Annotated in this window: 11 protein-coding genes; 5 read left to right on the forward strand and 6 right to left on the reverse strand. The window is 69.0% G+C overall.

The genetic code is table 11. From position 1 onward, the window contains the following. Nucleotides 1-45 precede the first annotated feature (45 nt). Complete coding sequence (locus tag D6T63_RS05400; protein ID WP_120147980.1) at nt 46-1,038, forward strand: helix-turn-helix transcriptional regulator; 993 nt, start codon at nt 46-48, stop codon at nt 1,036-1,038. Nucleotides 1,039-1,084: 46 nt separating this feature from the next. Next, entirely contained in the window at nt 1,085-5,146 is a 4,062-nt protein-coding gene (hrpA, locus tag D6T63_RS05405; protein WP_120147981.1) for an ATP-dependent RNA helicase HrpA, read from the forward strand. Nucleotides 5,147-5,191: 45 nt separating this feature from the next. On the opposite strand, the gene D6T63_RS05410 is transcribed toward hrpA, so the two are convergent. The 3 genes from D6T63_RS05410 to D6T63_RS05420 form a co-directional block, all read right to left on the reverse strand. Further along, nucleotides 5,192-5,617: an HIT family protein gene (locus D6T63_RS05410; protein WP_120147982.1), complete on the reverse strand. Its 426-nt coding sequence runs from the start codon at nt 5,615-5,617 to the stop codon at nt 5,192-5,194. 206 nt (nt 5,618-5,823) lie between these two features. Continuing rightward, on the reverse strand, nt 5,824-6,651 hold the full coding sequence (locus D6T63_RS05415; protein ID WP_120147983.1) for a sulfurtransferase: 828 nt from the start codon (nt 6,649-6,651) through the stop codon (nt 5,824-5,826). 199 nt (nt 6,652-6,850) lie between these two features. Further along, complete coding sequence (locus D6T63_RS05420) at nt 6,851-7,510, reverse strand: MBL fold metallo-hydrolase (protein WP_120147984.1); 660 nt, start codon at nt 7,508-7,510, stop codon at nt 6,851-6,853. A gap of 79 nt (nt 7,511-7,589) precedes the next feature. On the opposite strand from D6T63_RS05420, the gene D6T63_RS05425 reads away from it, so the two are divergent. From D6T63_RS05425 to D6T63_RS05435, 3 genes are all read left to right on the forward strand, one after another. Continuing rightward, a complete protein-coding gene (locus D6T63_RS05425) occupies nt 7,590-8,111 on the forward strand; it encodes a Fur family transcriptional regulator (RefSeq protein WP_120147985.1) in 522 nt (173 codons plus the stop codon). Between the two features lie 165 nt (nt 8,112-8,276). Then, on the forward strand, nt 8,277-8,822 hold the full coding sequence (locus tag D6T63_RS05430) for a MarR family winged helix-turn-helix transcriptional regulator (protein WP_120147986.1): 546 nt from the start codon (nt 8,277-8,279) through the stop codon (nt 8,820-8,822). A 75-nt stretch (nt 8,823-8,897) separates the two neighbouring features. Then, a complete protein-coding gene (locus D6T63_RS05435; protein WP_120147987.1) occupies nt 8,898-9,437 on the forward strand; it encodes a MarR family winged helix-turn-helix transcriptional regulator in 540 nt (179 codons plus the stop codon). 60 nt (nt 9,438-9,497) lie between these two features. On the opposite strand, the gene D6T63_RS05440 is transcribed toward D6T63_RS05435, so the two are convergent. The 3 genes from D6T63_RS05440 to D6T63_RS05450 form a co-directional block, all read right to left on the reverse strand. Beyond that, entirely contained in the window at nt 9,498-10,403 is a 906-nt protein-coding gene (locus D6T63_RS05440) for a metal ABC transporter permease (RefSeq protein WP_120147988.1), read from the reverse strand. A gap of 3 nt (nt 10,404-10,406) precedes the next feature. After that, the gene (locus D6T63_RS05445; protein ID WP_182976878.1) at nt 10,407-11,246 is read right to left on the reverse strand and encodes a metal ABC transporter ATP-binding protein; all 840 of its coding nucleotides are present in this window, start codon (nt 11,244-11,246) and stop codon (nt 10,407-10,409) included. Between the two features lie 118 nt (nt 11,247-11,364). Continuing rightward, entirely contained in the window at nt 11,365-12,363 is a 999-nt protein-coding gene (locus tag D6T63_RS05450) for a metal ABC transporter solute-binding protein, Zn/Mn family (protein WP_120147989.1), read from the reverse strand. Between the last annotated feature and the right edge of the window lie 8 nt (nt 12,364-12,371).

Consider the following 12,371-nt stretch of genomic DNA (forward strand, 5'->3'; position numbering starts at 1 on the left):
CCATTGCGGACAGGTCCTGACCGCGCGACGTCGTACCGTTGAAGCATGATCGAGACCTCGGCACGCCTGCTGCAGCTCCTCTCGCTCCTGCAGCTGCGGCGCGAATGGACCGGCCCGGCCCTGGCCCAGCGCATGGACGTCACCGAGCGGACCGTCCGCCGCGACATCGGCAAGTTGCGCACCCTCGGCTACCCCATCAACGCCTCGCCGGGAGTCGCCGGCGGCTACCAGCTCGGAGCGGGTGCACAGCTACCGCCCCTCCTGCTCGACGACGACGAGGCGCTGGCCGTCGCCATCGGCCTGACCGCGGTCACGGCGAGTCCCGTCTCGGGAGTCGGTGAGGCGTCCGTCCGGGCCCTCACGAAGCTCGAGCAGGTCCTTCCGCCACGGCTCAGACCGCGCTTCTCGGGGCTGCGCTCCGCGGTGACCCGCATGGCCGCCATCAGCACGCCGGTGAGCCCCGAGGTGCTCACCGCCCTCTCCGCCGCGATCACGGAGCGTCGCTGCGTCGCCTTCCGCTATGACCGCCACGACGGCGAGTCCTCCCGCCGCATCGTCGAGCCGTATCGCCTCGTGGACACGGGGAGGCGCTGGTACCTCGTGGCCTTCGACCGCTCCCGCGAGGACTGGAGGACCTTCCGCGTGGACCGGTGCCAGAGCGTACCGGTGGCGAGGGACCGCTTCGTCGCGCGCCCCCTGCCCGCCGCCGACCTCGCTGCGTACGTGCAGGAGTCCATCACGCGCTCGCCCTACTCCTACGATGCCGTCATCCGCTTCCACGCACCGCTGAGCGAGCTGGAGGCGCGCGTCCCGTCGAACACGGGCACGCTCGAGGCGGACGGCGAGGAGTACACGCTGCTGCGGGCCGGCTTCGACTCCCTCGACTTCCCGCTGGCCTACCTTGCAAGCTGGGACCTCGATTTCGAAGTCCTCGAACCGGCGGAGATGCGCGAGCGCGCCGTCGTCGTCGCAGATCGGTTGCGGCGATCGGCGGGGCCACCGGAGGACGCGCCGGAGACGGAGCACAGCCCCCGGTGAACGCCGGCCTGCGGCTCCATGCGAGCAACTAGACTGGCAGGCAACTATGGCACTGACAATCTCCTACCCCGCGGACCTCCCTGTCTCGGAACGCCGGGCAGACATCATGGCCGCCATCGCGGCCAACCAGGTCACCATCATCGCCGGGGAGACCGGCTCCGGTAAGACGACACAGATCCCCAAGATGTGCCTCGAACTCGGGCTGGCGGAGAACGGACTGATCGGCCACACCCAGCCGCGCCGCCTCGCAGCCCGCACGGTCGCCGAGCGTATCGCGGAGGAACTGCAGGTGCCGCTCGGCGAGGAGGTGGGCTACCAGGTCCGCTTCACCGGGTCGGTGGGCCGCAAGACCAGGATCAAGCTCATGACGGACGGCATCCTGCTGGCCGAGATCCAGCACGACAGGATGCTGCGCAAGTACAGCACGATCATCATCGACGAGGCCCACGAGCGCAGCCTCAACATCGACTTCATCCTCGGCTACCTCCGGCGGATCCTGCCCGAGCGGCCGGACCTCAAGGTCATCATCACCTCGGCCACGATCGACCCCGAGCGGTTCGCCGCTCATTTCGCAGCCGATGCCGCCGTCGAGAACACCTCTCCCGCACCGATCATCGAGGTCTCCGGCCGCACCTACCCCGTCGAGATCCGATACCGGCCCCTCGACCAGCCGCCGGGCGGGCTCGACGACGGCGACGGTGGCGCGGACAGCGAGCTCGAGGAGGAGCGGGATCCGCTCGACGCCGTGTGCGATGCCGTCGACGAACTGTCGATGGAAGCGCCCGGAGACATTCTCGTGTTCTTCTCCGGCGAGCGCGAGATCCGGGATGCCGCCGACGCCCTCCGGGCCAGGATCCAGTCGACCACGCGCCTGCGCGGCACCGAGGTCCTTCCGCTGTTCGCGCGCCTCTCGCTCGAGGAGCAACACCGTGTCTTCCGTCCGACCGGCAGCCACCGCAGGATCGTGCTCGCGACGAACGTCGCCGAGACCTCGCTGACGGTGCCCGGCATCAAGTACGTGATCGATACGGGCACCGCCCGGATCTCCCGCTACTCCCACCGCACCAAGGTGCAGCGACTGCCCATCGAGCGCGTCTCCCAGGCGTCCGCGAACCAGCGCGCGGGACGCAGCGGGCGTGTCTCGGACGGAATCGCCATCCGCCTCTACTCCGAGGAGGACTACGCGTCGCGCCGCCCGTTCACCGAGCCGGAGATCCTGCGTACCAGCCTCGCCGCGGTCATCCTGCAGATGGCGGCGATGGGCGTCACACGAAGCCCGAAGGACATCGCCGAGTTCCCCTTCGTCGAACCTCCCGAGACGAAGGCGATCAATGACGGTGTCGCACTCCTGCGTGAACTCGGCGCGCTGAAGGACGACGGCGGATTGTCCGCCGTCGGACGCAAACTCGCGCAGCTTCCGGTGGACCCCCGCCTCGGCCGCATGATCGTCGAGGCCGGGGCGCGGGGTTCCGTCAAGGAGGTCATGGTCCTCGCCGCGGCCCTGACCATCCAGGACCCGCGCGAGCGGCCGTCCGCGGACCAGCCGGCGAAGCAGCAGCAGGCCGCGGAGAAGCACAAGCGCTTCGTGGATGAGAATTCGGACTTCACGGCCTACCTCAACCTGTGGCGGTACCTGGAGGAGAAGCAGGACGAGCTGTCCTCGACACAGTTCCGGAAGATGTGCCGTGCCGAGTTCATCAACTACCTGCGCGTGCGGGAGTGGCAGGACCTGTTCCAGCAGCTGCGCCAGCTCGCGAAGCCGCTCGGCATCACCCTGCCGGCCGGGCCCGTGGATCCCGTGGGACTGCACGAGCAGATCCACATCAGTCTGTTGGCGGGCCTGCTCGGCAACATCGGCCTGTACGACCAGCGGAAGCGTGAGTACTCGGGCGCCCGCGGGACGCGCTTCGCCGTCTTCCCCGGATCGGCGCTCTTCAAGAAGTCCCCCGACTGGGTGATGGCCGCCGAACTCGTGGAGACCTCACGCCTCTGGGCGCGCGTCGTCGCGCGCATCGATCCCCTCTGGGCAGAACAGGTGGCGCCGCACCTCGTCAAGCGCTCCTACAGCGAACCCCACTGGTCACGGAAGATGGGCTCGGTCATGGCGTACGAGAAGGTCACGCTGTACGGCGTGCCGATCGTCCCGCAGCGCCGCATCAATTACGGACGCGTGGACCGTGAGGTCGCCCGCGAACTGTTCATCCGCCATGCCCTCGTGGAGGGCGACTGGAAGACGCACCACACCTTCTTCAGCCGCAACCAGGCGCGGCTGGCCGAAGTGGAGGAGCTCGAGAACCGGCTCCGGCGGCGGGACCTGCGGGTGGACGACGAAACGCTCTTCGAGTTCTACGACCAGCGGATCGGCGCCGAGGTCGTCTCGGAGCGGCACTTCGACTCGTGGTGGAAACAAGCCCGGCACGAGCACCCCGACCTGCTCGACTTCGACCCGGAGCAGCTGCTCAGCGAGGACGCCGCGGAGCTCGACGAGACCGCTTTCCCGAGCACGTGGCGGCAGGCAGGCTTCGAGCTGCCGCTCACCTACGAGTTCTCGCCCCTCACGCCGGGAGCCCATGACGGCGTCACCGTCACCATTCCGGTGCTGTTCCTCAACCAGCTCGCTCCGAAGCCCTTCCGCTGGCAAATCCCGGGCCAGCGGGTGGAGCTGGTGACGGCCCTCATCAAGTCCCTGCCGAAGCAGGTGCGGAAGAACTTCGTGCCGGCTCCCGATGTCGCGCGGACCGCCGTCGCCGCCCTCGCCGCGGACTTCGACCCCGAGCAGGATGATCTCGAAGCGTCGCTCGAGCTCGCCCTGCGCCGCTTGCGGGGCCACATCGTCCCGCCCGGATCCTGGAACTGGTCGGCGGTTCCGGCGCACCTGCTCATGATGTTCCGCATCGTCGACGCCGAAGGACGCGTGCTCGACGAGTCCCGGGACCTCGAATCGCTCAAGGAATCCCTGGCTCCCGCCGTCAGCCGTGCGATCGCGCAATCCCTGGGAGCGACCCCCGGCAGCACCCGGCCATCGGGTGGTCCGGGACGCGGCGGCCGCGGTAGTGGCAGCGCTTCCGGCGGCACCGGCCCCGCTGGACGCGACGATGCCCGCCATTCCTCCTCGCGAGGATCGGGACGGGGTGCCGCGAGCGAGACCGCGCCGTCGGGCGATCGGGCGGGTACATCCCCGTCCGCCGGTTCCGCGACCCGAGGAGGCGTAGCCGTCGCGGAGGCTCCCGCGGTAGCCGAACGCACCGGCGAGCAGGCCTGGGTCTTCGGCACGATCGACCGAGAGGTGTCACGCACGGTCGCAGGGCACCGCGTGACGGGCTTCCCCGCCGTCGTCGACGAGGGCGTCTCGGTCGGCCTCAGGGTCTTCCCGACAGCGGGCGAACAGGCCACGGTCATGCGGGCCGGGATCATCCGGCTCCTGTCGCTGCGCATACCCAGCCCGGCGAAGTACGTGCTGGAACATCTCAGCAACACCGAGAAGCTCACCTTCAGCCAGAACCCGCACGGCAGCGTCGCCGAGCTCATCCGCGACTGCTCGCTCGCGGCGATCGACAAGCTCGTGCCCCAGGACCTGCCGTGGACCGAGGAAGCCTTCAACAGGCTGTACGAGGAGGTCCGTGCCGAGCTGATCGACACCGTGTTCACGGTGACCGCGACGGTGGAGAAGATCCTCGCGAGCACGCGTCGCATCCAAAAGCAGCTGAAGGGCACCACGAGTCTCGCCCTGATCACGGCCCTGAACGACATCCGCAGCCAGCTGGAGCACCTGGTGTACCCGGGCTTCGTCGCGGCGACGGGTTACTACCAGCTGGCGTCCCTCCCCCGGTACCTGCGGGCCATCGAGGTCAGGCTCGAGAAGCTACCCACGAACGTCCAGCGCGACGGCGTCGGCACGGCAGCGATCCAACGGCTCGAGGACGAGTACGACGACGCCGTTGCGTCCCTCGCAGCCGGCCGGCACCGCCCCGAAGCCCTGACCCGCGTCCGTTGGATGATCGAGGAACTGCGCGTGAGCCTCTTCGCGCAGGACCTGGGCACCGCGTACTCGGTGTCGGAGAAGCGCGTCAGGTCGGCGCTCACCGAGGCCATGGCCTCGGCGCGCTAGCACTCGGCCCGTGGACGCCGGGCGCTCCTGCGCGGCAAGACCCCCTCAGTCCGGCACGCATGTTCCGTGGCCGGCATCGCGCAGGGCGCCGCGGAGAGTCTGGGCCGTGCGCTCCATGTCCGCGGGATCAGGAGCGTGGTCGACGCGCTTCAGGTCGAAGTCCGCCGGTGACCGGGTGGGCCAGACGTGGACGTGGAAGTGGGGTACCTCGTAGCCCTCGAACAGGACGCCGACGCGCTTCGCGCCGAAGGCCTCCTCCTGGGCGCGCCCGATGGTCTGTGCAACGGACATGACCTTCGAGAGCATCTCCGGGTCTGCTTCGAGCCAGTGCTCGATCTCGCGCCTGGGTACGACGAGCGTGTGACCCGGCGTGATCGGGGCGATCGTCAGGAAGGCGACCACGTCGTCGTCCCGCCACACGAAACGCCCCGGCACCTCTCCGTTGATGATCTTCGTGAAGAGCGTGGTCATGGGAACTCCTGGGGTCGGTGCGGGAGGGACGCTGCCACCAGGGCTGCCCGGTAGCCGGACCTGCCCGCGCAGGGGTGGTGGCAGGGGGCGTCCCGGGTTCATGCTCCGACGCTACCGCGCCCTCCTGCAGCGGGCCAGCACCGCGCCCGCTGCAGGATCGCCGGGCCGCCCGCCACCACGGTGCGCACGGGCCACGCCTACTCCGGTCAGGCTCCGGTCGCCACCGGCAGGCCGTCCGTCGTCGACCACTGGGACCACGAACCCGGGAACAGCGAGGCGTCGATGCCCGCGATGTCGAGGGCCGCGATCTCATGTGCAGCCGTGATGCCGGATCCGCAGTACACGGCCACCCGGCCCCGGTCCGCGCCGACCTCGCTGAAGCGGCGGCGGAGCTCGGCGGCGGGCCTGAAGCGCCGGTCCTCCCTCAGGTTCTCGGCCGTCGGCGCACTCACGGCACCGGGTATGTGGCCGGCCTTCGGGTCGATCGGCTCCTGCTCGCCGCGGAAGCGTTCACCGGCCCGGGCATCGAGGAGCACGTCCACCGTCGAGCATTCCAGGAGCTCGGGGATGGAGATCACCGGCATCTGCCCGCTGGCCAGATGGACGTTGCCCACGCAATGCCGCTCCTCCCCGCCCTCGACGGGGAGCCCCGCGGCGCGCCACGCCGTCAGACCTCCGTCGAGGAGACTGACCGACGCGAACCCGGCGTTGCGCAGCAGCCACCAGAGGCGGGCGGCGGCGAGGTTGCCCGAGTCGTCGTAGGCGACCACGGTGTCGCCGTCGTTGAGCCCCCACTGGCGCGCCGCTTCCTGCAGGGCGTCCGGGTCCGGCAGCGGATGGCGCCCGAGCCCCGGTCCGCCGGTCGCACACAGCTGCGTCTCCATGTCCACGTACACGGCACCGGGTATGTGGGCCGCGCGGTAGTGCTCGTGGCCGTAGGGGTCGCCCAGGGACCAGCGCACATCGAGCAGGATCGTCTGCGCACCGGAGGTCATCCGATCCTGCAGTTCCTGCACATCCATCAGAGTCTTCATCGAGATCTCCTGTCGGAATGAGCGACCGGAACGCGGTGGTCACCGCGTCCGGTCCTGATGCAGGTCAGTCCACCACACAGCCGCCTACCCTCCAAGAAGGCCACGCTCCGCACCGCTCGTTGACCACGGGAAGCACGACCGTCATCGGGCCCGAGCCCCACCCACCTCCGCACCGCGGCCCCGAGGAGGGACGTTCCCGTCAGACCTCGACGCTCTCACGCGTCGCGAGATGCCTGAAATCCGTGCCGTACCGTGCGCCCAGCCGGGTGAGGTGTCCCTCGACCATCCCGAGACCCGTCTCGTTGAGCAATCCGTCGTGGATCTGAAAAGCGCGGGGAGCGCGGACGGACGTCACGAAATCGACCACCTCCGCCAGCTTCGACCACGGCGCATGCACGGGGACGAGGAGAGTCCCGACGTCGATGCCGTCCGGGACGATGAGCGAGTCACCCGGGTGGTAGACCGAACCGTCGATCAGGAAGCCCACATTGGCGATCATCGGGATCAGCGCGTGGATCAGCGCGTGCTGTCCGCCGAACGTCCGCACGGCGAAACCGGCGACGGTGAACTCCTCGCCGCCGGACACCGCGTGGAGGCGATGCGCAGCGCCACCACCGAGGGCCGCGCCGACGGTGTCGACGACGCCACGAGGGGACCACAGCTCGATGCCGGGATTCGCCTGCAGCACGGCGACGACGCGGTCGACGGCGATGTGATCAGGGTGCTCGTGCGTGACCAGGACGACTCCGGCGCCGGCGAGTGCCTCCTCGACCTCCGAGAACGTCCCCGGGTCGATGACGAGCACGGACCCACCCTGCTCGATGCGCACGCAGGAATGGGAGTACTTGGTCAGCAACATGGGCTCAGACTACTCGCGGCGGCGCTGATAATCTTGACTCTGGTCCAGGGCACCCGAGTGCCCGCGGAAAGGGTATGACATGACGCCTGAGGCGACATCCGAGCCAGCGGCGACGACGGCAGCGGCGACGGCAGCGACGGCAGGGCCGGGTCCGGCAGAAGGTTCCGGTTCGGAGACGGGACCGGCTGCCCGCAAGGGGCCGGAGCAGCGCGTGACCCGCCAGCGGCGTGCCGTCAGTGCGGCGCTCGACGAACTGGACGACTTCGTCAGCACACAGGAACTCCACCGCGTCCTCCACGACCGCGGCGAGTCCGTCTCGCTCGCAACCACCTACCGGATCCTGCAGTCGATGGCCGATGACGGACTGGTCGACGTCCTGCGGAACGGCGACAACGAGGCCGTCTATCGCCGCTGCGCCGTCGAGCACCACCATCACCACCTGCTGTGCAGGAACTGCGGGAGGGCCGTGGAGATCGAGGCACCCGCCGTAGAGCAGTGGGCCGTCCGCATCGCGGCGGAACACGGATTCACCGACGCCGCCCACACCGTCGAGATCTACGGGCTGTGTCCGGACTGCAGGGCATCCACCGTCGCGTCCTGATCGTCGCGGACTTCACCCGCCGCCCGGGCCCGTTCTCCGGTTCCGGGACGGCGCATGATCCTCGGCCGTGACGGAATCAGGCACCATCGTAATCCCGGCGGCACGGACCGGGGGATCGCTGTTCCACCGGCAGACGTTTGCGGTCCATTGGATTAAGCTCGTCACGTGACGTCTCCTGACTGTTCCAATTCCAGCGGGACCCGCACCGGTGCCGGTCCCGGTGCTGACTCCGACCGCGCGGACCACCTCGCCGACCTCGTGGAAGCCGTCCGGCGCTACAGGAACGCGGAGCGTTTCATGCGCGGCCAGAGCAGGGACTCGATGCACCTCGGTCGAACGGATATGGCGGCGCTCCGCCTCATGCTCCGGGCAGGGCAGGCGGGGCGCCCCCTGAGTGCCGCGGCACTCGCCAGGGGGCTCGGGATCTCCTCGGCCGCGACAACGGTCCTCATCGACCGGCTGGAGAAGAGTGGCCACGCCGAGCGTCGCCGCAGCACGACGGACGGCCGTGCCATCGAGATCTGGCCGACGGCCGCGTCGGACGAGGAGGTACGGTCCACCATGGGCGTGATGCATGAGCGGATGATGGCCGTTGCCGCCGCCCTTCCGTCGGAGGACTGCACCACGGTCAACGGATTCCTCGGCAGGCTCGGGCAGGCCATGTCCGCCCTGGAGCTGCCGCACGTCACGCCGGCACCACCGGGCACCTGAAGAACCACCCACGTGGCGGAAGAGCCATAGCGATTACCTAGAGAGCTTGACTACTAGATGGTCTAAACTGTGAGCATGAAGCCTTCGGACGCGCGGCAGGGAGCAGGGTACTGGTACCCGCCGTCGGGAGAAGGCACCGCTGATGACGCCGCTACCGGCGTCGATGTCCTGAACGCCCTGAGGGCCTACCGCAACGTGGAGAGTGACCTGCGCCGTCGCCTCAGCCAGCGGCTCAACATCAACGAGACGGACCTCGGAGCCTTGCGCTACCTTCTCACGGTGTGGCAGCGGGACCAGGGCGCCAGCCCGAAGGACCTCGCCCTGGCCCTCGGCATCTCCAGCGCCTCGACCACCCTCGTCATCGACAGGCTCGAGAAGGCGGACTTCATCCGACGGCGCCGGCACCCGGTGGATCGTCGGGCCGTGATCCTCGAACCCGGGGACAAGGCCACGGACGAGTTCCGCTCCGCCTTCGATATCGAGAAGCGCGGCGTCCTCGCCGCTGCCGACGGCCTGACGAGCGAAGAGACCGAGACGGTCACGCGCTTCCTCCGGAGCATGGAGCAGGCCATCGCAGATGCCGTCGGCCAGCCCGATCGCACGCCCGATCCCTGACGCACCCGTGCTTCCGGCCGGGTTCCCCGACTGGTTTCCAGGCGGGTTTCGGGGCGAACCCTAGGCGGACGATCCAGCGACGCGGAGGTCCGGTTGTCCGACGGCGTCCACTCGACGCGACCGTCGCCGTGAGCGGCGCGACCCGATCAGGCGGCACGCGAGATAGATGGCGAACGAGATCGTCGTGACATAGGGACTGACGGGGATCCGTCCACCCAGCGCCAGCAGGATCCCTCCGACCACCGACGTGCAGGCGAAGACCACGCTCAGCAGCACCACGAACCCCGGCGCCGAGGTGACCTTCAGTGCCGCCGCGGCCGGCGTGATGAGCAGTGCCAGCACCAGCAGGGCACCGACCACCTGGATGGACAGCGCCACCGAGACCCCGAGCAGCACCATGAAGAGGATCGAGAGCCCCCGGACAGGAACACCGCGCGCCTCCGCCAGATCGGCGTCAGCACTCGCGAAGGTGAGCGGACGCCAGATCGCCGCGAGCGCGATCATCACGACGACGGCACATCCGGCGAGAAGGTTCAGCTGCACATCGTCGACCGAGACGATCTGCCCGGTGAGGAGGCCGAACTTGTTGGCGGCTCGCCCCTCGTAGAGGGCGAGGAAGAGAATCCCCAACCCGAGGCCGAAGGGCATGACGACGCCGATGACGGAGTTCCGGTCCCGCGCCCGGATCCCCATGACCCCGAGGACGAGTGCCGCCAGGACAGACCCCACGAGGGACCCGGCCACGACGTTGGCGCCGATGAGGAGGGCGAAGGCCGCGCCTGCGAAGGAGAGCTCTGCGATGCCATGCACCGCGAAGGCCAGATCCCGCATCATGACGAAGGTCCCGATCAATCCGCCCAGCAGCCCGAGCACGGCTCCGGCGATCAGCGAGTTCCGTACGAGGGGCAGGAGCTGCGCATAGTTGTCGAACGTGAAGATGGCGCTGAGGATCTCCTGGAAGTTCATGGTCTAGGCGCTCTCGTGGTGGTGCGTGGTGTCATCCGGCAATCCCACGACGACGATGCGGCCGTTGCTGTGCAGGACCTCGACCGGACTCCTGTACAGGTCCGAGAGCACCTCGCTCGTCATGACGTCCTCCGGGGTCCCGACGCGGAACTCACCGTCGGCCAGGTACAGGACGCGGTCCACGTACTCGATGACGGGGTTGATCTCGTGGGTCACGAAGACGACGGCGCTGTTCTTCTCATGGCACTGGCGGTTGATGAGCGAGCTCACCGCCTGCTGGTGATGGAGATCCAGGGAGAGCAGTGGCTCGTCGCACAGGAGCACGGTGGGATCGGTGGCGAGTGCCTGTGCGGCTCGCAGGCGCTGCTGTTCGCCGCCGGAGAGGAGCCCGACGGGTGCATCCGCGTAGGACTCGGCGCCGACGTCGCGCAGGAGGCCGTCGACGCGCTCGTTGTAGGCCCTGCTCCGCATCCGCAACCCCCACCGGTGCCCGTCGACACCAAGACCCACCAGGTCACGCGCCCGAAGGGGTGTCTCGGGCGGAAAGGACTTCTGCTGCGGGATGTAGCCGAGGGTCCTGCTGCCACGGGCGATGGGCCGGCCGTCGACCCGCGCGGTCCCGGAGTCGAGGGCCTGCAGTCCCAGCAGCACCTTGAGGAAACTCGTCTTCCCCGAACCGTTGGGACCCAGGACGGCGAAGAACTCTCCGGGCATGATGTCGAGGTCGAGTCCCTTCCACAGCGTGCGCTTCCCGAAGGACAGCGCCGCGCCGCGAAGGCTGATGGCCGGCTGTCCCCTACCCTCCTGCGGGTAGGGGACCTGCCGGGGCAACGTCGAGGTCATGCGGAACGGGTTCCAGTCTGTCGTAGTGCGTCGTGGTGCTGCGTCATGATGCTGGGTCGTGGTCCTGTGTCGCGGTTCCGGACCGGTCGCCCGGTTCCCGACCGGACCACCGCCGCTCTCACTGTTCGAGGGCGGCCTCGATGGTATCCGTGTTGGCCGTCATCCAGGAAACAAAGTCCTCGCCGTCGGGAAGTGTCTCGGTGAAGTCGAGCACCGGAAGGCCTGCGCCGTCGGCGGCTGAGCGTACCGCTTCCGTCTGCGATCCCGCGGTCTGGTCGTTGTAGGCAAGAAAGGCGAGCGTGTCACCGGTGACGAGGGTCTTCATCTCGTCCAGGGCGGCGACGGGGACGTCCGTCTCCTCCTCGACTGCCTCGCTGAACTCCTCCGGGGTGACGTTCTCGAGCCCGGCGGCTTCGAGGAGGTAGACGGGTACGGGCTCGGTCACGGCGACCTGTCCGCCCGGGCCGTCCGCTGCGAGCGCCGCGAGCCGGTCCTCGAGGGGGGCCAGTTCCGCGATGAACGCGTCGGCGCGTTCCCGGTAGTCCTCCGCGTTGGCCTCGTCGAGGCGCCCGAGTTCGTCGGCGATGGCGTCGGCCAGGGTTGCCATCGCAGGCAGGCTGTACCAGACGTGTTCGTTCAGCGCTCCGTGTCCGTGCCCGTCGTCCTCGCCCGAGTGGCCTCCCGCTTCCTCGGCGTGCTCCTCCGTCGGCTCACCCTCGGCGGTTTCCTCGAGACCGGAGAGTTCGACGGCGTCGAGCACCGTCCCTGCCCCGGTCTCCTCGGCCAGATGCCCGAGGAAGGCGTCGTAGCCGCCCCCGTTCGCGATGACGAGGTCCGCCTCGGACACTGACAGCTTGTCCTGCACCGTGGCCTCGTACGAGTGCGGGTCCTGGCTCAGGCTGTCCACGATGGCTGTGACGTCGACGTCGTCGCCTCCGATGGTCGCTGCGATGTCCCCGTACACATTGGTGGCCGTGACGATCGAGATCGAACTCCCCCCGGCGGTGGAGCCCGCACCCTCGGCCCGCGCGTCGGTCGCACTACCAGCACAGGCGGTGAGCCCGAGGGCAGAGACCGCGAGAAGGGCTGTCACGACGGGACGACGGGAAGCGGGCATGAGGACCT

It is taken from the genome of Arthrobacter cheniae, assembly GCF_003602275.1.
GTDB lineage: Bacteria > Actinomycetota > Actinomycetes > Actinomycetales > Micrococcaceae > Arthrobacter_D > Arthrobacter_D cheniae.